Below are 18518 nucleotides of genomic sequence, written 5' to 3'. Positions count from 1 at the left end.
CCCTCTCAGCGGGCGACGCCGACGCGATCGGAACCGCGGCGCGGAACGGAGCACCAAGCATGGGCGAGGCAGAGCACCTTGAGATCAGCCCGGCGTCGAGCGCGCCGCCCGAGCACGTGCACGAGCAGGTCGATGCAGGAGCCGTCACCTCGTACGGCACAGAGGCAGATCGCCGACATCGCCGGATCGAGGCGCCCAGGAAAGGCGATGGCCTCGGCGAGGACGTTGAGGGCGATATGGATCGCAGCCGCCGAATCGCCCCGGCAAGCAGCGGACCAGTCGGGGGACGGCAGGGGCTGCACGGCATTCAGGGCAGCGGACAGGCGGCACTGCGCTGCCATATCGAGCGCCTCAGGGGCGAGGACGCGCCACCAGGACAGCGGCAGCGAGAGTTTGGCCGCGTCAGTTGTGCCGGAGAGATGGGCATCGGGGTCACGAGCGAGTGTCATTGAGACAGACCTGGAGAGCGCGACGGCGCGCAGGCGCACGGTGCGGGATTGATGGAGAGCGAGATGGACGCATCAGGTCGCGGCCGCGACCTGATGCCAGCGTGGTGCGGTTAGGGCGCGAGCGGCCCGGGCGAGTGCGGGTGTTTGACGTTCTCAGGAACGGCGAGGCTCGCCAACGCCATCGTCAGAAGGTCCGGCACAGCCGCGCGCAATCGGGCTTGAAGCGCCGCCGTCACAGTCTCGAGCGCTGCCAAGACCGGGGTCGCGAACAGCTGATCTATGGCCGGTCCGCTCACCGTAAGGTCATCACCGTACCCGGCCCGTCCATAGACGTCGATCAGCACGGCGCGGATTTGCGCGACCTCATAGCCGAGTGAAGCCAGAAACGAGCGGCCCTGGACCTGCGCGCACCGCAGTACCCATTCGACTTGGTGGATTTTCCTAGCCTCATTTTTTCCGGAGCCTCTTTTGACCTCGGCGATGATGGCTCGGCTCTCTTTCCGGTCGACGACGATCAGGTCGAGAAATACCGACTGCGCGACGGCGCCCGCGAGTTCGATCGAGGTCTGGTTGAGCTGGGCGACGCTGCTGGCGCGGACGAGTTCCTGGGTCGGAACGGTGATCGGCATCGCGACGTTGCGCAGCACCAGGTAGCGCCCGCTTCGCTCAAGGACGTCCGTGATCGCCGCCTCGATGAGGGACCCGTGCCTCTTGACCATGGAGGCCAGCACGGATCCGAGTTGCGACAAGCCCGGTCCGAGCAGGGGATCGGGCACGAAGGTCGCCCGGAACGCGCCGTCGAGCGCGGCCTGGGCTGCGGCCATCAGTTCGGGTGCGCAGATCTGCGGGATCGCGGGCTGAACGTGGCCGCAGCCGAGTGCCGCGGCGCTCCCGAGCGGGACGGTGATCCGGCTGGCGGTCGCGGATCCAGGCTGCCCACGTGCAGATAACCGCTGTCGGCCGCCGCGCTGGGCGGCGGGGTGAGGGACGACGATGGTCATGGATGGTTTCCGTCCAGGCGACGCCAACCCGCGCGCCCTTCACCAAATGGCAGGGCGACGAACGGGCTCGTATTTCGCAGCTTCAGGCTGGCAGTGACGAGGGCGTCAGGATTGCGGGATAGTGAGGAGACGCTGAAGCACGGCGTATCGCGTGCCAGCGCACCTTCAGGCGATCAGGCGAGTTGCCGGGACGGGGGGTTGGGACTGCCCGGAATTCATGCATCGGGCCAGTTTCGTCGGCGTGATAACGCCGGTAGTGAAGGTCACAGCCATAGTCTGTATCTCCTAACGATACGGATCGTGGTCAGGCCGGCGCTCGGTGCTGCTAACACCGGTGCCGGCCGCCCTCTGCTAAAGAGCGGCGCGGCGTGTGCGGGTGGTCTGCCAGGGACGAACTTGGCGTGGATCGGCATCTTTGAGAAGGCCGCAGATGCGGCAATATGATCTTGAGGAAGTCCTTCCTGTCGCGATCGTTAACGGAAGCCTGGCGCCCATTTCCTTGTTGCGGGTGAGCGCATCACATCGCATGATCGCCGGACGGCCGGGTGGCCGGTTGTCGCCAGCAGATTTTTGCACACTGCGCTGATCTCACCGATCCGCACAGATCAACGTGGCGACATTTGCCTGTGTGCTCACATCAGAGACACAGCGGATGCCATGCTGGATCGCCGCGTGATCATTGTGAGCGGGTATGTGGCGAACCTCTAAGTACAACCGCATCGAGGAACTGCACGTGTTTCGGTCAGGGCTGAGCGGCTATGTGCCCATCGGCCTCTTGGTCTTCGAAGGCGGCTCCTCACGGCGGCTCGGTCGTTTTGCCTATAGCTCCGACTATCTAGCTTCAGAAGGACGCAAGCCGATTGACCCCATTGGCTTGCCGCTCGGAAACAAGTGGCGGCCTGCGGCCCTGGGAGAGGTCCATCTGGCCTTTCACGATGCAGGCCCCGACGGCTGGGGCAAAGGAATCCTGACACAGGTATTCCCAGAACTGGAACTCGGCATGCCGGAATTTCTGGCTCTGGGCGGCCTGTCGCGGACTGGCGATCTGGCCTTCGGCTCAACGCCAGAGGCTCCCGAGAGGTGGACACCCAGGATGGACCCAGCGCTTGAGCGCGCTCAAAGCGAGGACGATCTCGAAGATGCGCTCATGGCAGCAGAGAAATACGAGGAAGGCGAAGTGTCGGCGAGCCAGCTCGCGCAGCTACTCATCCACAGTTCGGATATTGGGGGAGCTCGACCAAAGGCGCGTGTTCGGATTTCAGAAAAAGAATGGATAGCCAAATTTTCCGCGTGGGACGACAGGTTCGACAATCCCAGGGCTGAAGCGGTTTGCCTCGATTTCGCTGAAGCAGCAGGCCTTCAAGTCCCGGAGCGGGAGCTTCGTATCGTAAACGACAGGCCGGTTCTCTTGGTGTCACGTTTTGACCGATCCTCGGCCGGAGCGTGTTTGTCTTACCTCAGTGCCGGCACTTTGCTGGGCGAGCCAGCTTATGGTTATGCGACAAGCAAGACCTATTTGGACATCGCGGCAGCCGCGCGCCGTATCGGTGTGCACGAGCCGGAACGCGAGATTTTTCGCAGGCTCCTGGTCAATACCTATCTCCGCAACACAGACGATCATTTGCGCAACCACGCTTTCATCAACGATGGGACCGGCTGGAATCTTTCACCGGTGTTTGATGTTGTCCCGCATCCGTCGGGCACCAAGCATGTCTGCGCCCCGGCTCCCGGTATCAGCCGGGAATGCAACCCGTGCGCCGCATTCGCGGCCTACACAAAATTTGGCCTCTCCGCTGCCGAAGCCAGTTCCATTCTCGATGAGGTTCATGAAGCCACCTCGCGCATCCCAGCTTTTTTCGACGCCCGAGGCGTGTCGCGACGGGATCGAGAAATACTCTTGGCATGCTTCGGCTCGCTACCCAGGACCGCCGCGTCACAATGAAAGTCCGCGCCATCAAATGGCGCCACGCCCGTGACAAGATGGAACAACGAAGCAAAAATTTGCATACTTCGAGAGATATACTCGAAATGCAAATTGGATACGGCATGAAGGATCTGGGCTCCCCTAAAACTCCCATCAAAACTTATGTCGCCAAACAACACAAGGACTTCGAACACGCCGTAATGGCCCCACAAAGCCATAAGCTGGCTTTTCGACCCGAGGCAATATAATTATGAAGATATTTTTGCAGCGGCGGAGCATTGCATGCGAGCTGAGCAATACAAAAATTAACGATTGCGATCCAAGATGCTTATATTCGAAAACTAAAACATCACATCATGTACGCCAAAAATTAGTTTTGCGCGGCCCGTAACTTCAGCTGAGCCTTGAATGGTAGAGTATGCGCAGGGCGTAGAACACGCTGGTTGCGCCGGCGTTCGTGATCACTCCAAATCAAGCGGCTCGCGTGCCGGCGACGTCCCGTCCGTGGGCCTGATCCATGATCTCCCCGATCCGCTCGCCGACGGCGACGGCTATCTCCACCGAGGCCGCCCCTTCCGAACCCTGCCGGCAGATCCGGGTCAGGACGTCGGTCACGCGCTGCTCCATGACCCCGAGAATCGCCGCAGCCGCCTGGGGCTGGGCACCGCGCAGGACCGCCGCGAGGTCGCAATAGGCGTCGTGAAGAAGCTGCAGCGTGAGCCGATCGACAGCCTGTTCATCCTCCGCCGACAAGGCCCGCATCACGCCCCTCTCAACGTCCCGCACCCGACGCCACCGACAGCCTTGCCCCGATGCGTTAACAAGGCGTGAAGAACGCCGTCGGTCGGCAGGAATTGGCTAACCACCCCGCCAAACGGCGAGGACGGCAACCTGACGCGACCGGAATGGAACTTGGCGGGCCGTCGGCGTGTCAACTCCACAGGATCCATCAGCGCGAGAGCTTTTCAATGCGCCTCCTCATCGCCACGCTCACCGCCGCGAGCCTCGGTCTGGCCGCGGCCGCGACACCCGCCCTGGCCCAGGTGCAGCAGAACAATCCGAACGCCGCCAACCAATCCATGGAGACCAGCGGTCAGGTCCGCGCTCTGCGACAGGAGCAGACGACCCAGAGCAATACGCTGCGGATGGACATCCAGAGGAACCAAGCCGCCACGCCCGCTCCGAATACCGGGCCGAACGCCATCGGCCCGACCGGGGGCACCGGCGTCATCGGCCGCTGAGGGGGCGAGCGGCGCCGGCCTACACGTCCGGTAGGGGCCGTCCCTTCACGACCACCCGCGGCCACCGCTCCAGGCCGATCGGCATCAGTACGGCGATCTGCGGCGGCACCGCGGTGCCGCCGAGCAGGCTATCGAGGGAAATCCGGCAGGCCTCCTCGATCTCGCCGCGCGTGCGCGCACCGGAGGTCTTGATGTCGGCGATCAGGAGCGCCGCGATCTCGTGGGCAAAGGCGTCGCCGTCCAACATGCCGGACTCCCGCTCCGTGTCAGTTCAGCATAGTCGCCTGAGCATCGTCCCGGCATCAGCACAGAATTGCGTATCCACATACCGATTGCGGATACTTTGTCGCGTCCACGGGTCGGTCGCCGCGCGCCGCCGCGCTTTGGAACCGTATCCCGGAGGGGGCCGGGACCACTCGAAGGGCGGTGAAGGCCGGCGACGGTGGTATCGATCGCCGGCAGCAGCACCAGGGTGAGCGGGGTCGCGGCGATCAGGACCCCGATCACCGCGGTGGCGAGCGGCCGCCGAACCTCCGCGCCGGTGCTGGTCGAGAACGCCATAGCCGGAAGTTCAGTGCCGTAAGGTGAGCCGTCATGATCACAGGCCGCAGCGGCTTCGCGGCGGCGTGGATGGCGGCCTCCCGGACACCGGAGTTGGACGCCTCCAGATCGCGGATGTAGCTCGCGAGCACGACGCCGTTCAGGATCGCGATGCCGAAGGGCGTTATGAAACCTGTCGCCGTCGGAACCGACAACGGCTCGACGCGCAGAACCAGCGCCGGGTTGACGCCGGGGAAGTGCAGCGAGGTCTTCCGCCGCGTCGACCGCGCGGAGGCCTCGCGCCGGACCGCCGGCCATGGCTTGAGTCTCATAGCGGCAGTCGCCGACATCCCCGGTGCGCCCGTGACGCAGGATTTCCCGCCGGCCGGCGGCGAACTCGGAAGGCCGCGCGGCGGGATCGACGAGGTCTCTCGGATCGAGGACAGAGACGCCGGGATGTAAGATCGGCCCGACCGCCGCGAAAGCGGCGGTTAAGGCTCGGCGTGCCAGAGCGTGGCAACGAAGCGCCGTCCGCGGGGGGGCCGATGAACGTCTGGCGACGCGTCGCCCCGTGGCTCGGCTCGGCCCGCACCTGGATCGCCCTCGGGATCCTGGCCCCGCTGGGCATGGTCGTGACGTCCGGTCTCATGCTGGCCGACCTGCGCCGCGACGCCTGGACCAGCGCGGAGCAGACCTCCTGGAACCTCCTGCAGGTCCTCGAGCGCGACATCGCGCGCAACATCGAGATGTACGATCTCTCGATCCACGCGGCGGTCGACAACCTGAAGGTGCCGGGCTTGGCCCAGGCCGACCCGCACCTGCGCCAGCTCATCCTGTTCGACCGCGCCGCGACCGCCCGCGACATGGGCGTGATGCTGATCCTGGACGAGCGGGGCGACGCCGTCGGCGACATCGCGGCCGTGCCTCCGCGCCCGGGCAACTACGCGGACCGCGAGTACTTCCAGGTCCACCGGGCAAGCACCGGGCTCGGCCTCCATGTCGGGCGCCCGATCGTGTCGCGGCTCAACGGGGAGCGGATGCTCCCGTTCAGCCGCCGCATCGATCGGCCCGACGGCAGCTTCGGCGGCGTAGTCCTGGGCACCGTGAAGCTGTCCTACTTCACGCACCTGTTCAGCGAGATCGATCTCGGACCGGGCGGGGCCATCAACCTGTACCTGACCGACGGCACCCGCCTGATGCGCTACCCCTCCGTGGAGGCGGATCTGGGGGCGAATATCGGGCAGACCGCGATCTTCAAACGGTTCCTGCGCGAGGGGCGCGGCAACTTCGTCAGCACCTCCGTGCGCGACGGCGTCGAGCGGAACTACACGTTCACGCGGATCGGAACCCTGCCGCTGATCCTGAACGTCGCCCTGTCCACCAAGGACGTGGAGGCGGAGTGGGCCGCGAAGGCGACGATCATCGGCGGCATCGTGCTGGCGCTGTGCGGCCTCACGATCGCGCTGTCGCTCCTGTTCGGGCGGGAGCTGCGCCGCCGCGAGGCGCTGCGGGCCGAGATGGCGGCGCTGTCGCGCACCGACGCCCTCACCGGCCTGCCGAACCGCCGCTGCTTCGAGGACGCCCTCCGGCGGAACCTGGACGCGGCCCGGCGCGACGGCCACCCCCTGTCGCTGCTCATCGTCGACGCGGACCATTTCAAGCGCTTCAACGACCGCTACGGGCACCCGGTGGGCGACCAGATCCTGCGGGGCTTGGCCCGCTGCCTCGCGGCGAGCGTGCACCGCCCCCAGGATCTCGTCAGCCGCATCGGCGGCGAGGAGTTCACGCTGCTCCTGCCCGAGACGGACGAGGCCGGCGCCCTGCGCGTCGCCGACACGGTCCACGCCGAGGTGGCCAAGCTGACCGTCCCGTCGGCCGGGATCGGGGCCGGCGCCGTGACGGTGAGCATCGGGCTCGCAGCCGTCCGGCCGGGCGCCGACCGGAGCACGCCGCTGCCGGACCCCTACCGCCTGGCGGACGGTGCCCTGTACGAGGCCAAGAACGGCGGTCGCAACCAGACCCGCAGCGTCGCGCCGCCGCCCCCGCGGGGCGCCCTGCAGCTCGTGCGGACGTCCTGACCGGCGCGCTGCCGCGCTTTCGCGGGGCGCTTTGACGGAATCGACACGAACGCCGTGGTCTCCTGGGCGCGATGGCGGACGGCCCGGATTGGGCCCGACGGCGTCGCGCCGGGACGGGGCGGGCGGGCGGGATCGATCATCCGGGCCCCGGGTCGGTGGAGCGCGCGCGGATCCGGAGGGATCCGGCCCGCAACCATAGGGTAACGAGGATGGACGACAGACGCGCCGCGCCCCGCAGACGGACCCTGCTCGAGGGCCATATCGAACTCGCCGGCGGCGGCGTGATCGACTGTACGATCCGCAACATGTCGGACGGGGGCGCCCGCCTGAAGGTCGTCAGCGTGATCGGCGTGCCCGACGCGTTCGTGCTGGCCTACGGGGTCGGCGGCCGGCGCCGGCCGGCGCGCGTCACGTGGCGCCAGGAGACCGAGCTCGGGGTCGCGTTCGGCGACGCCTGACGGGCGGCGGTCGAGGCTTCCACGCCCACCCGTGTTGAGGGGCGGATCGGATGGGCGTGGAAGGCCAGCGTCCGGCTGGTGACCCACCGATGCGACGACAGGGTTAACGTTTCGTTACCGCGCCGCGGGGTCCGCGCGCCGGGCCTGGAGCGTCTCGGCGATCACCACGCCGGTTCGCAGCACGTGGCGGTGGGCGACGGTCCCGGCCTCGGCGGCGTCCCGCGCGGCGAGCGCCGCGAACAGGTCCCGGTGCTCGCGGGCGGATTCCTCCCAGCGGCTGCCGCTGGAGAGCGCGCGCAGGCGCGCCCATTGGGCCCGGGCCTGGAGCGCGGCGTGGGCCTCCGCCAGCGGGCGGTTCCGGGCGGCCTCGACGATCGTCCGGTGGATCTCCTGGTTCAGGGCGAAATAGGCGTCGAGCACTTGGTCCCGGTGCATCCGGTCGAGCCGCGCCTGCTTGCCGCGCAGCGCGTCCATCAGGGTTTCGGAGATCCGCGGCGCCGCGAGTTCCGCGGTCAGCCGCTCGATCCCGGCCAGGGCCTCGAACAGTTCGAGGATCTCCTCCGGCGTCCAGTCCGGGACGCGGGCGCTGCGGTTCTGGTGCAGCTCGACCAGCCCCTCCGCGGCCAGGAGCTTGAGCGCTTCCCGCAACGGTGTCCGGCTGACCCCGAGGGCCACAGAGAGGTCCGTCTCCACGAGGGACGCGCCGGCCGGCAGCACACCGCGCACGATCATGTCCCTGAGCCGGCCCGCCACCTGCTCGTGCAGCCCGGTCCGCGGCACCTGCGCGACCGGGACGACCGGCGCCTTGCGGGGCCGGCCCCGGCGGCGTGCGACGACGTCCATCGATCCTCCCGTTCTCCCGCGCCAGCCTAGCGCGTCCGGCCGCCCGATCGATGACCCATTTTTCGGCCTCTTGCGCTGCCATATCATGCATTTGCGCAAATTGCATGCAGCATGCAGAAAATGCCTTGTCGCCCGTCCCGGCCTGTCGGATGCTTCACGGATCGGGGATGGATACGATGGATCGAGCGAACGGCACGAAGCGTCTGGGCATGCTGACGCCCTCGTCGAACAGCGTCCTCGAGCCGGCCACGGCGCATCTGCTGGCCGGCGTCGCGGGCGTGAGCGCCCACTTCGCCCGCTTCCGCGTGACGGAGATCGGCCTGTCGGCGGCGGCCCTGTACCAGTTCGACCCCGAGCCGATCCTGGCGGCGGCCGAACTGCTCGCCGATGCCCGCGTCGCCGCGATCCTGTGGAACGGGACCTCCGGCGCGTGGCTCGGCTTCGACGCGGACGAGCGCCTGAGCGCCGCGATCACCGACCGGACCGGGTGCCCGGCCTCCACCGCCGCGCTCGCCTTCCGCGACCTGTTCCGCGCCCGGGATTTCCGGCGGATCGGCCTCGTCACGCCCTATACCGGCGACGTGCAGCGCCAGATCCAGGCCAACTGGGGCGCGGCCGGCTTCGACTGCGCCGCCGAGCGCCACCTCGGCCTGTCGGAGAACTTCGCCTTCGCCAAGACCGGCCCGGAGGCCATCGCCGGCATGGTCCGGGCGGTGGCGGCCGAGGGCGTCGACGCGGTGGCGATCGTGTGCACGAATCTCGCGGGCGCCGCGCTCGCCCCGACCCTGGAGGCGGAACTCGGCGTGCCGGTGATCGATTCGGTGGCCGTCACCCTGTGGAAGGGCCTGGAGCTGGCGGGCTGCCCGACGGCGCATCTCGCCGCGCACGGCCGCGCCTTCGCGGCGAGCGGGGAGGGCCGCCCGTGAGCGCCGGGACCACCCTGATCCTCGACGGGATCACCCAGCGCTACGGGTCGGCGCTCGCGGTCGACACCGTGACCCTCGACATCAGGGGCGGGGAGCTCGTCGCGCTGCTCGGGCCCTCGGGCTGCGGCAAGACCACCCTGCTGCGCGCGGTGGCGGGCTTCCTGAAGCCCACGGAGGGGCGCGTCATCATCGGCGGCCAGGCCGTCGACCACCTGCCGCCGAACCGGCGCACCGTCGGCATCGTGTTTCAGAACTACGCCCTGTTCCCGCACATGAGCGTCGCCGACAACGTCGCCTACGGCCTCGCGGCCCGGGGTGTCGGGCGGGCCGAACAGAGGGCGCGGGTCGCCGAGATGCTGGCGCTGGTGCGCCTGGAGCACCTCGCCGGGCGCTTCCCGCGGGAGATGTCGGGCGGCCAGCAGCAGCGGGTGGCGCTGGCCCGGGCGCTGGCCGTGCGCCCCTCGATCCTGCTCCTCGACGAGCCCTTCGCGGCCCTCGACAAGAACCTGCGCCTCGACATGCAGATCGAGATCAAACGCATCCAGCGCAGCGCCGGCACCACCACGCTGATCGTCACGCACGACCAGGAGGAGGCCCTGTCGATGGCCGACCGGGTCGCCGTGCTGAACGCCGGGCGCCTGGAGCAGTTCGCCCCCCCGACCGACGTCTACGACCGCCCCGAGACGCTGTTCGTCAACACCTTCGTGGGCACGGCCAACGTCCTGCACGGGCGGCTCGCGACGGAAGCGGGCGGCGCCCGCGTGGTGGCCCTGGAGGCGGGCGGCCTGCTCCCCGCCGCCACGTCCCTGCCGGACGGGACCCGGGTCGCCGCCTGCCTGCGGCCCGAGCACGTCGCCTTCGCGGAGGAGGGACCGGGGGCCGGGGCAGGGGCCGCGGACGGCCTTGAGGGCGCGGTCGAGGTCGGCCTGCCGCTGGGCGCAACCCTGGTCCACGAGATCCGCCTCGACGGCGGCGCCCGTCTGAAGACCGCCGAGCCGCGCGCGGCGGGCGCCCGTCCGCGGCCACCCGGCACCCGGGTGCGCCTGCGCCCGACAGCACCCGAGCGGGTCGGCGTCTTTCCCGATCCCCGACACTGAGGCCGAGCCGCCCGATACCGAGCCAGGAGAACCGACCATGCCCCTGCACCGCCGCAGCCTCCTCGCCGGCGCCCTGACCCTCGGCGCCGCGCAGGCCTTCCCGGGCCTGTCCCACGCGCAGGCGCGCAAGCTCGTCTTCGCGACCTTCACGGGCAGCTGGGAGGAGGCGCACCGGGCCGTGCTGGTGCCGGCCTTCCGCAAGAGCTCGGGCGGCGACGTGATCCTCGACCCGATGCTCTCGGTCGACCAGATCGCCAAGGTCCAGGCGGCCCGCGCCAACCCGCCGATCGACGTGATGCTGCACGATCCGGGGCCGGCCCTCACGGCCATCGCCCAGGACCTCGTCGAGCCCTACCCGGTGGCGCAATCCGCGCATTACGGCGACCTGATCGCGGACGCGCAGGAGCCGATGGGCCCGGCGCCGTTCTTCCAGATCGTCGGCCTGACCTACAATCCCGAGAAGGTGAAGACGCCGCCGACCTCCTGGGCCGACCTGTGGAAGCCCGAGTTCAAGGGTCGAGTCGGCATCACCAACCTGAACTCGACGCTGGGCACCGGCTTCCTCGTGGAGATCGCCCGGATGCACGGCGGCTCGGAGACCGATGTCGAGCCCGGCTTCAAGGCGCTGGAGGCGCTCAAGCCGAACCTCGCCGCCGTCGCGGCGAACCCGGGCGCCTTGGCGGCCCTCTACCAGCAGGAGCAGGTCGACATCGGGCCGGGCAATTTCAACGCGATCCAGATCCTGAAGGCCCGGGGCGTGCCGGTGGAGTTCGCAGCACCGAAGGAAGGCATCATCGCCTTCAAGACGACGATCCACATCGTCAAGAACACACCGTCGAAGGAGTTGGCTTTCAAGCTGATCGAGGCCGCCCTGTCGCCGGAGGTGCAGGCCAAGCTGATGCAGAGCCCCTACCTGATCGTGCCGACCAACCGGAAGGTCGCCATCGACGGCGAGGTCGCGAAGGTCCTCGCGAGGGACGCGGACGAGCTGAAGCGCAAGTCGGTGTTCCAGGACTGGGCCGCGATCAACCGCGGCCGGCCGGCCTGGATCGAGCGCTTCAACCGCGAGATCCGGGTGTGAGCGCCGGCCCGGCCATCGCGGCGGGCCCGGTCGCGGCGCCCCTGCGCCCGGGCCACGCCTGGACGGCGGCCTACGACATCCGCCTCGCGCTGCCGCTCGGGGCGTTCTTCCTCGTCTTCTTCCTGGCGCCGCTGGCGCTGCTGGTGCTCGTGAGCTTCTACGCCGATCCGGCCATGACCCGGTTCGGCCTCGACCAGTACGCCCGGTTCCTGCTCGACCCGTTCTCGCTGCGGGTGCTCGGCGCGACCCTGTGGCTCGGCGTCGAGGTCACGGCGCTGACCCTCCTACTCGGCCTGCCGCTGGCGCTGCTCCTGACCTGGGCGCCCGGCCGTCTGCGCGGCCTGCTGACCCTGATCGTGCTGCTGCCGCTGCTCACGAGCGTGGTGGTGCGGACCTTCGCGTGGATCGTGATCCTCGGGCGCCAGGGCATCGTGAACGCCGCGCTCCTCGGCCTCGGCCTGACCGACACGCCGCTGAAGCTCCTCTACACCGAGGGCGGTCTCGTCCTGGCGCTGGCGCAGGTGCAGCTGCCGCTGATGGTCCTGCCGCTGGTCACCGCCCTGTCGCGGATCGACCCGAACCTCGCCGACGCCTCGGCGGCGCTCGGGGCGGGGGCGTGGCGCACCTTCCTCCGGGTGACGCTGCCGCTCTGCCTGCCCGGCATCGTGGCGGGCTGCCTGCTGACCTTCGCGGCGGCGATCACCGCCTTCATCACCCAGTCGCTGATCGGCGGCGGGCAGATGCTGTTCATGCCCATGTACCTGTACCAGCAGGCCTCCTCGCTCAACAACTGGCCGTTCGCGGCGGCGATCGCGATCGTCTTCCTCGTGGCGGTCCTCGCCTGCGTCGCGCTCCTCAACGTCGCGGGCCGCCTGTCGGGCGGCCGCGCGCGCGCTGCCTGAGATCACCGGGAGGTCACCATGCGGACGAGCCTGCGGCGCGATGTCGACTGGTTCAGCTTCCACGGCGCGGTGCTGCTGCTGGCCGGGCTCTGCCTCGTCCTGCTGGCGGCGCCGACCGTGATCGTCGTGGTGGTGTCGTTCACCAGCGGCTTCTCCCTGCGCTTCCCGCCGCCGGGCTACTCCCTGCGCTGGTACGCGGCGCTCGCGGAGGCCGAGCAGCTCCGGGCCGCCGCCTGGAACAGCCTCGTGGTGGCGGGCTGGACGACCCTGCTGTCGGTGGGGCTGGGCACCGCGGCGGCGCTCGCCATCGCGCGGTCGCGGCGGCTCTCCGCGCGCCTCCTCGACAGCCTGTTCCTGTCGCCCCTTGTCCTGCCGGCCCTGGCCTTCGGGCTCGCGGCGCTGATGCTGTTCAGCCTCGCCGGCATCCTGGTCTCGCCGCTGACCCTCGTCCTCGGCCATACCGTGGTCTGCGTGCCCTACGTGGTCCGCACCACCGTGGCGGCCCTGTCGCAGATGGATCCGGTGCTCCTCGAGAGCTCGACCTCGCTCGGCGCCTCGCGCCTCTACACGTTCCGCCGGGTGACCCTGCCGCTGATCCGGCCCGGGATCCTGGCCGGCGGCTTCATCGCCTTCATGGCGAGCTTCGACAACGTCCCGGTCTCGCTGTTCCTGCGCGACGCCGCCACCGACATGCTGCCGATCCGCATGTGGCAGGACCTGGAGGGCCGCCTCGACGTCACGGTGGCGGCGGCCTCCAGCCTGCTGATCCTCGTGACCGTGGTGCTCGCCGCCGTGATGGAGCGCGCCGCCGATCTGTCCCGCCGGATGGCGGGCTGAAGCTCCCGGAGCCCTCGCATGCGCATCCTGCTCCTCAACCCCAACACCTCGGCGGCGATGACCGCGCGCATGGCGCGGGCCGCCGAGGCGGCACTCGCCCCCGACGCGCACATCACCGCGCTCACCGCCACCTCCGGCTTGCCCTACATCGCGAGCCGGGCCGAGGCGCAGCTCGCCGGGGCAGCCGTGCTGGAGACGCTCGCCGCCCACCATTCCGGCCACGACGCCGCAGTGATCGCGGCCTACGGCGATCCCGGTCTGGTCGCCGCCCGGGAGCTGTTCGACCTGCCGGTGGTCGGCATGGCCGAGGCCGCGATGCTGACCGCCTGCGAGCTCGGGGCGCGGTTCGCGGTCGTCACCTTCGCGCCCGCCCTGCTGCCCTGGTACGAGGACGCGGTGGCGCTGGCCGGGCTGTCGGCGCGCTGCGCCGGCCTCCACGCGGTGCGCCGGCCGTTCCACGCGGTGACCGAGGTGCAGGATGAGCTGCGGCCCGAGATCCTGGCCCTGGCCGAGCGGGCGGTGGGGGAGGGGGCCGACGTCGTGATCCTGGCCGGCGCGCCGCTCGCCGGCCTCGCCACGACCCTGCGGGACGCGGTGCCGGTGCCGCTCGTCGACCCGCTGGCGGCCGCCTTGGGCCAAGCGCAGGCCCTGGTGCGGCTCGGGACGCGGCCGCCGCGGGCCGGCCGTTTCGCCCGCCCGCCCGCCAAGCCGGCCACCGGCCTCGCCGGGCCGCTCGCCCGCTGGATCGCCCATCGCGAGGAGGAGTCATGACCCGGATCGACGCGGACGGCCCGCTCTGGACCCTCTCGGCCGCCGCCCTGGGCCGCCGCTACGCCGCCGGGACGGCGAGCCCGGTCGCGGCCGCCCGCGCCTGCCTGGAGCGGGCCGAGGCCGTGAACCCGGTGCTCAACGCCCTCGTCGCCGTCGATCCCGAGGGCGCGGAGCGCGCCGCCGCGGCGAGCGCCGCGCGCTGGCGGACGGGGCGGCCGCTCGGGCCCCTCGACGGCGTGCCGCTGACGGTCAAGGACAGCCTGAACGTCGCCGGGTTCGCGACCGGCTGGGGCAGCCGGCTCTACGCGGGGGAGGGGGCCGGGCAGGCCGTCGACCGCGACGAGACACCGGTGGCGCGCCTGCGCGCGGCCGGGGCGGTGATCCTGGGCAAGACCAACGTCCCGGAGCTGACCGTCCAGGGCTACACCGGCAACCCGGTCCACGGGATCACCCGGAACCCGTGGGATCCGGCGCTGACGCCGGGGGGCTCCAGCGGCGGCGCCGTCGCGGCGGTGGCGTCCGGGATCGGGCCCCTGGCGGTCGGGACGGACGCGGGCGGCTCGATCCGCCGGCCCACCTCGCATACCGGCCTCGTCGGCCTGAAGCCGACGGCCGGTCGGGTGCCGCGGACGGGCGGGCTGCCGCCGATCATGCTCGACCTTGAGGTGGTCGGGCCGATGGCGCGCACCGTCGACGACCTCGCGGCGGCCATGCGGATCCTCGGGGCGGCCGACCCGGATGCCGTCGCGCCGCACGGCTTCGGCCCGTTCGGGAGCGCCGTCATGCCGGAGCGCCCGCTGCGGATCCTGCACGTCCCGGCCTTCGGGACGGCCCCGGTCGATCCCGAGATCGCCGACAGCGTCGCCGAGGCGGCCGGGCGCCTCGCCGGCCTCGGCCACCGGGTCGAGACCGGCCGCTTCGACGCGGCGACGGCCATCACGGAGGCGTGGCCGGTCCTCGGCCAGGCGGGCATCGCGTGGCTGATGCGCGCGCATCCGGGCGGACTCGACGCGCTCGGCCCCGACATCCGCGCCCTGGCGGAGGCCGGGGCGGCCCTGTCGGCGGCCGACCTGTTCGAGGTGCAGCGGATGGCGCTGGCGCTGCGCCGGGACCTCGCCGCCCTGTTCGCCGACCATGACCTGCTCATGACCCCCGCGGCCGCGGCGCTGCCCTGGCCGGCGGAGGACACCCATCCGCCGCGCATCGCCGGGGTACCGGTGGGCCCCCGCGGCTCGGCGACCTTCACGGGCTTCGTCAACGCCGCCGGCTGCCCGGGGATCTCGATCCCCTGCCTACCCTCGGGCGCCGGGCTTCCGATCGGGTTCCAGCTCGTGGCGCCCTGGGGCGGCGACGAGACCCTGGTCGCGACGGCGGCCGCCTACGAGGCGGCCCATCCCTGGCGGATGGTCTGGGAGGACGGGACCCCGTGACCGGCCTGTCGCTCCACGCCGTCGACGCCGCCACGGGCCGGCCGGCCGAGGGGATGCACGTGCGCGTCCTGAGCGCTGGAGGAAAGCGGCGGGTGATCGCCGAGGGCCGACTCGGGGCGGACGGGACCCTCGACCATCCGGTCGTGCGGACGCGGCTCGCCGCCGGCCTCTACGAGGTCGTGTTCGTCATCGGGGACTTCGTCGGGGCCGCGGGGGAGGGGTTCCTGGAGGAGGCCGCGATCCGCTTCCGGATCGACGACCCCGACCGCCACTGCCACCTGCCGCTGAAATTCACCGCCTTCGGGGTGGCGCTGTTCCGCGGCTGTTGAGCCGCACGCGCCGCCCTCGGACCCGGCCCGCGACGGCGCCGCCCGGCCGCCCTTCCCCGCGAGGTGACCGGAGCCTCGGGAGAGCCTAGACTCGCCCCCGATCGCGGCGCGCGCAGGAGGAAGCCGATGCGGGTTCAGGCGATGACGATCCCGGCGGCGGCCGGGCCCGCGACGCGCGGCACCCCACGGGCGCGCCTGCTGCTCGCCGCGCTGACGATCCTCGCGCTTCCGCTGGCCTTCGTCGCGGCCGCACGGGTCCCCGCGGCGCCCGTCGATCCCGACCTCGTGCGGGTGATCCGCTTCATGGCGCTGCTCAAGGGCGGCTTCGCCCTGGCGGCGGTGGCCGGCTGCTTCTGGCGTCTCGGCCGGCCCGCCGGGTGGCGAAGCGCCGTCTACGTGGCGGGACCGCCGCTCATGGCGCTCGGGGCGGCCGGCCTGTGGTCCCTGCGCGATCCCGGGCTGGCGGCGCTCGGCCTGCATCTCGGCCTGTTCGCGGTCCTGGCGGCGGCGCTGACCGACCGCGAGGCCCTGCCCGACCGGCTCCGCGCCGCGCGCCGTCAGATCGTCTCGTAGGCGAACAGGACCGAGATCAGCGTCAGGCCGATCAGCCCGATGACGAAGCAGATGTCGGCGCAGCGCTCCAGGGTGACCGAGAGATCGCCGCCGTCGTCCAGGCGGATCGACAGGTAGGACGCGATCGCGCTGACCAGGAACAGGATCGCCGTCAGGGCGGCGGCCTCGTCGACGTGGCTCGGCCCGATCCAGCCCTCGGCGATCTTCACGAGGCCGATCAGCGTGGTGCAGACGCCGACCATCGTGCCGGCATTGGGGAGGATGTGGCGCGATAGGCTATCCTCGCCGGACCCGGTGCCCTTCCGCCTTTCGGCCATGCGCTCCTCGTACAGCTCCGCTCCGGCCGATGGCCCCCTGATACCGCGCCCGTGGAGGTTCGTCATGAAGCGCCCGCTCACCACCAACTTCTCCGCGCCGCCGCCGGAGCGTGCCCACCCGCCCGAGCCGGCGCCCGCGGCGGCGACTTGGCGCGACGTCGCCCCGTTCGCGGCCGCCCTGATCGCCACCCTGGAGGCGATCGAGGCCGGGCAGAAGGCCGGGCCGGCGATGCGGGCGCACCGCTCCGCCATGCGCCGCCAGGGCGAGGCGGCCGCCGCGCTCGGTGGATCCGAGGCGCTGGAGGCCGTGCTCAATCAAATCGCGGACGCCGACGCGGCCCGGGCCGAGCGGCGCCTCGCGCTCGTCCGCGAGGCCTGGTCGGGTCTGCCCGGGGGAGGGGCGTGAGGCGTCCTGCCGGCTCGCCGGATCGGGCTGGCGGCAGATCCGGGACAGCGTTGCGCGGTCGGGCAGCGCGCCGACGCGTCCCGATCCGAATTCGGGTCGCTGCGTAAAGATTTGATACAGGATCTCGGATAAATTCGGGGCTGGCCACACCGCGTCAGCTCGAGATCGCTCGTCGGGAATTTGTGATGGACGACCAGGACAAGCAATTTATCACGCAGCAGATCCTCGACGTCGGCCGCCAGCTCTATGCCGCCCTCGACAGCAAGATCATGACGGCTCACGCGCAGCAGCTGGCGCAGATGCAAGATGTCCGGCGCCTCGCCGTGGTTCAGCTCGCGCCGAAGAACGATTTCTGCCTCGTAACGGAACATCCGATCGCCTACGAGAGCAACGATCACACGGTTCCGCGCGGCACAAAGGATGACAATACGCGCAATCAGCGGTTCTGCCACGCGATCGAGAGCCATTTCGGCCGAAAGGTCAGGGCCCTGGACCTCGGCTGCGCGGGGGGCGGCCTCGTCTTCGATTTCCTCATCCGGGGCAACGCGGCATTCGGGATCGAGGGGAGCGATTACTCCCTTCGCGCGCAGCGCGCCGAATGGTCCATCATCCCGGACTATCTGAAGACCTGCGATATTACCAAGCCGTTCGCTCTGATGGATCAGAGGTCAGGGACGAAAGCGAAATTTGACGTCATCACGATGTGGGAGGTCCTCGAGCACATCGAGGAATCGCTGCTTCCTCAGCTGTTCGCGAACGTGAAATCCCACTTGGCGGACGGCGGTCTTTTCGTGGGCTCCGCCGCGACATACGACGATGTCGCCAACGGCGTGAGCTACCATCCGACGGTCAAGCCGGAGACGTGGTGGCGCGAGCTTGTCCGGCAGCACGGGCTGGAATTTGTCCCGATGACCATGTTTCAGTTCAAGGATTTCTGCAGAGGCTCCGGCAACGAGAACGCGTTCTACGACGCCGATTTCAGCAAGAATCCCGAGCTCGGCTTCCACTTCGTGATGAAGCACCGCCCCGCTTGAGGCGGGGCTTCTGGACTCGACTGGTCGGGCGCCGCAGGCTTGAGCGGTCCGCCCGCGCGCCCCACATGGACGGGAGCGACAGCGCGGGGCCGACCATGTACGACCTCATCCACACACTCCGCCTCTGGCTCTGGCGCCGCCGAGTGCGGGCCATGGCGCGGGAATGCCGGGTGTCCGGGACCAGCGACGGTGACTGGATCGCCGCCACCGTCGCGGCCTCCGCGACGAGTTCGGGTCCAGGCGCGCCGGTCTCGTACGTGAGCGGCACCGGCCTGTAGCGG

At 70.2% G+C, this 18518-nt stretch carries 23 protein-coding genes; 16 read left to right on the top strand and 7 right to left on the bottom strand.

Annotation, left to right across the window (positions count from 1 at the left end; genetic code table 11):
* Nucleotides 1-5 precede the first annotated feature (5 nt).
* Nucleotides 6-488, bottom strand: a complete 483-nt coding sequence (locus tag BM314_RS26730) for a hypothetical protein (RefSeq protein WP_091981411.1) — start codon at nt 486-488, stop codon at nt 6-8.
* 71 nt (nt 489-559) lie between these two features.
* Entirely contained in the window at nt 560-1450 is an 891-nt protein-coding gene (locus tag BM314_RS26725) for a hypothetical protein (protein ID WP_091981410.1), read from the bottom strand.
* 691 nt (nt 1451-2141) lie between these two features.
* Here BM314_RS26725 and BM314_RS26720 point away from each other — a divergent pair.
* A complete protein-coding gene (locus tag BM314_RS26720; protein ID WP_091981407.1) occupies nt 2142-3392 on the top strand; it encodes a type II toxin-antitoxin system HipA family toxin in 1251 nt (416 codons plus the stop codon).
* A 453-nt stretch (nt 3393-3845) separates the two neighbouring features.
* On the opposite strand, the gene BM314_RS26715 is transcribed toward BM314_RS26720, so the two are convergent.
* Nucleotides 3846-4136, bottom strand: a complete 291-nt coding sequence (locus BM314_RS26715; RefSeq protein WP_020094692.1) for a hypothetical protein — start codon at nt 4134-4136, stop codon at nt 3846-3848.
* Nucleotides 4137-4342: 206 nt separating this feature from the next.
* Between BM314_RS26715 and BM314_RS26710 the strand changes: the two genes are divergently transcribed.
* Entirely contained in the window at nt 4343-4615 is a 273-nt protein-coding gene (locus BM314_RS26710) for a hypothetical protein (protein ID WP_091981406.1), read from the top strand.
* A 19-nt stretch (nt 4616-4634) separates the two neighbouring features.
* On the opposite strand, the gene BM314_RS26705 is transcribed toward BM314_RS26710, so the two are convergent.
* Together BM314_RS26705 and BM314_RS31100 are read right to left on the bottom strand one after the other, a co-directional pair.
* Nucleotides 4635-4862: a hypothetical protein gene (locus BM314_RS26705; protein WP_020094694.1), complete on the bottom strand. Its 228-nt coding sequence runs from the start codon at nt 4860-4862 to the stop codon at nt 4635-4637.
* Between the two features lie 256 nt (nt 4863-5118).
* Nucleotides 5119-5487 (bottom strand): efflux RND transporter permease subunit, encoded by a 369-nt coding sequence (locus BM314_RS31100; protein ID WP_244540045.1) that lies wholly within the window; start codon nt 5485-5487, stop codon nt 5119-5121.
* A gap of 213 nt (nt 5488-5700) precedes the next feature.
* On the opposite strand from BM314_RS31100, the gene BM314_RS26695 reads away from it, so the two are divergent.
* Nucleotides 5701-7233, top strand: coding sequence for a GGDEF domain-containing protein (locus tag BM314_RS26695; RefSeq protein ID WP_091981401.1), 1533 nt, complete (start codon nt 5701-5703; stop codon nt 7231-7233).
* 209 nt (nt 7234-7442) lie between these two features.
* Complete coding sequence (locus tag BM314_RS26690; protein ID WP_091981398.1) at nt 7443-7691, top strand: PilZ domain-containing protein; 249 nt, start codon at nt 7443-7445, stop codon at nt 7689-7691.
* Nucleotides 7692-7805: 114 nt separating this feature from the next.
* Here the strand turns inward: BM314_RS26690 and BM314_RS26685 are convergent, their stop codons facing one another.
* Nucleotides 7806-8534 carry a GntR family transcriptional regulator gene (locus BM314_RS26685; protein WP_091981396.1) on the bottom strand — a complete coding sequence of 243 codons (729 nt, stop codon included), beginning with the start codon at nt 8532-8534 and terminating at the stop codon, nt 7806-7808.
* Nucleotides 8535-8701: 167 nt separating this feature from the next.
* Between BM314_RS26685 and BM314_RS26680 the strand changes: the two genes are divergently transcribed.
* The 9 genes from BM314_RS26680 to BM314_RS26640 all read left to right on the top strand — a co-directional run bounded on the left by BM314_RS26680 (nt 8702) and on the right by BM314_RS26640 (nt 16480).
* Nucleotides 8702-9460: a maleate cis-trans isomerase family protein gene (locus BM314_RS26680; protein WP_091981394.1), complete on the top strand. Its 759-nt coding sequence runs from the start codon at nt 8702-8704 to the stop codon at nt 9458-9460.
* Nucleotides 9457-10557 (top strand): ABC transporter ATP-binding protein, encoded by a 1101-nt coding sequence (locus tag BM314_RS26675; protein WP_091981392.1) that lies wholly within the window; start codon nt 9457-9459, stop codon nt 10555-10557. The genes BM314_RS26680 and BM314_RS26675 overlap by 4 nt, the downstream gene beginning before the upstream one ends.
* 37 nt (nt 10558-10594) lie before the next feature.
* Nucleotides 10595-11638: an ABC transporter substrate-binding protein gene (locus BM314_RS26670; protein ID WP_091981389.1), complete on the top strand. Its 1044-nt coding sequence runs from the start codon at nt 10595-10597 to the stop codon at nt 11636-11638.
* Nucleotides 11639-11679: 41 nt separating this feature from the next.
* Nucleotides 11680-12540 carry an ABC transporter permease gene (locus tag BM314_RS26665; RefSeq protein ID WP_170868191.1) on the top strand — a complete coding sequence of 287 codons (861 nt, stop codon included), beginning with the start codon at nt 11680-11682 and terminating at the stop codon, nt 12538-12540.
* An 18-nt stretch (nt 12541-12558) separates the two neighbouring features.
* The gene (locus tag BM314_RS26660; RefSeq protein ID WP_091981385.1) at nt 12559-13377 is read left to right on the top strand and encodes an ABC transporter permease; all 819 of its coding nucleotides are present in this window, start codon (nt 12559-12561) and stop codon (nt 13375-13377) included.
* 18 nt (nt 13378-13395) lie between these two features.
* The gene (locus tag BM314_RS26655; RefSeq protein WP_091981384.1) at nt 13396-14148 is read left to right on the top strand and encodes an aspartate/glutamate racemase family protein; all 753 of its coding nucleotides are present in this window, start codon (nt 13396-13398) and stop codon (nt 14146-14148) included.
* Nucleotides 14145-15578 (top strand): amidase, encoded by a 1434-nt coding sequence (locus tag BM314_RS26650; protein ID WP_091981381.1) that lies wholly within the window; start codon nt 14145-14147, stop codon nt 15576-15578. Before BM314_RS26655 ends, BM314_RS26650 begins: the two co-directional genes overlap by 4 nt.
* A complete protein-coding gene (locus BM314_RS26645; protein WP_091928398.1) occupies nt 15575-15907 on the top strand; it encodes a hydroxyisourate hydrolase in 333 nt (110 codons plus the stop codon). The genes BM314_RS26650 and BM314_RS26645 overlap by 4 nt, the downstream gene beginning before the upstream one ends.
* A 126-nt stretch (nt 15908-16033) precedes the next feature.
* On the top strand, nt 16034-16480 hold the full coding sequence (locus tag BM314_RS26640; protein ID WP_091981379.1) for a hypothetical protein: 447 nt from the start codon (nt 16034-16036) through the stop codon (nt 16478-16480).
* On the opposite strand, the gene BM314_RS26635 is transcribed toward BM314_RS26640, so the two are convergent.
* A complete protein-coding gene (locus tag BM314_RS26635) occupies nt 16465-16797 on the bottom strand; it encodes a hypothetical protein (RefSeq protein WP_056526737.1) in 333 nt (110 codons plus the stop codon). The genes BM314_RS26640 and BM314_RS26635 overlap by 16 nt on opposite strands.
* A 64-nt stretch (nt 16798-16861) precedes the next feature.
* On the opposite strand from BM314_RS26635, the gene BM314_RS26630 reads away from it, so the two are divergent.
* The 3 genes from BM314_RS26630 (at nt 16862) to BM314_RS26620 (ending at nt 18515) form a co-directional block, all read left to right on the top strand.
* The gene (locus BM314_RS26630) at nt 16862-17203 is read left to right on the top strand and encodes a hypothetical protein (RefSeq protein WP_091981376.1); all 342 of its coding nucleotides are present in this window, start codon (nt 16862-16864) and stop codon (nt 17201-17203) included.
* A gap of 185 nt (nt 17204-17388) precedes the next feature.
* On the top strand, nt 17389-18237 hold the full coding sequence (locus BM314_RS26625; RefSeq protein WP_091981375.1) for a methyltransferase domain-containing protein: 849 nt from the start codon (nt 17389-17391) through the stop codon (nt 18235-18237).
* Between the two features lie 65 nt (nt 18238-18302).
* Nucleotides 18303-18515: a hypothetical protein gene (locus BM314_RS26620; RefSeq protein WP_091981372.1), complete on the top strand. Its 213-nt coding sequence runs from the start codon at nt 18303-18305 to the stop codon at nt 18513-18515.
* Nucleotides 18516-18518 lie beyond the last annotated feature (3 nt).

The sequence above is a fragment of the Methylobacterium sp. 13MFTsu3.1M2 genome (assembly GCF_900112625.1).
Lineage (GTDB): Bacteria > Pseudomonadota > Alphaproteobacteria > Rhizobiales > Beijerinckiaceae > Methylobacterium.
The sequence above is the reverse complement of the archived record's forward strand: the minus strand, read 5'-3'. Positions and strand labels throughout refer to the sequence as shown.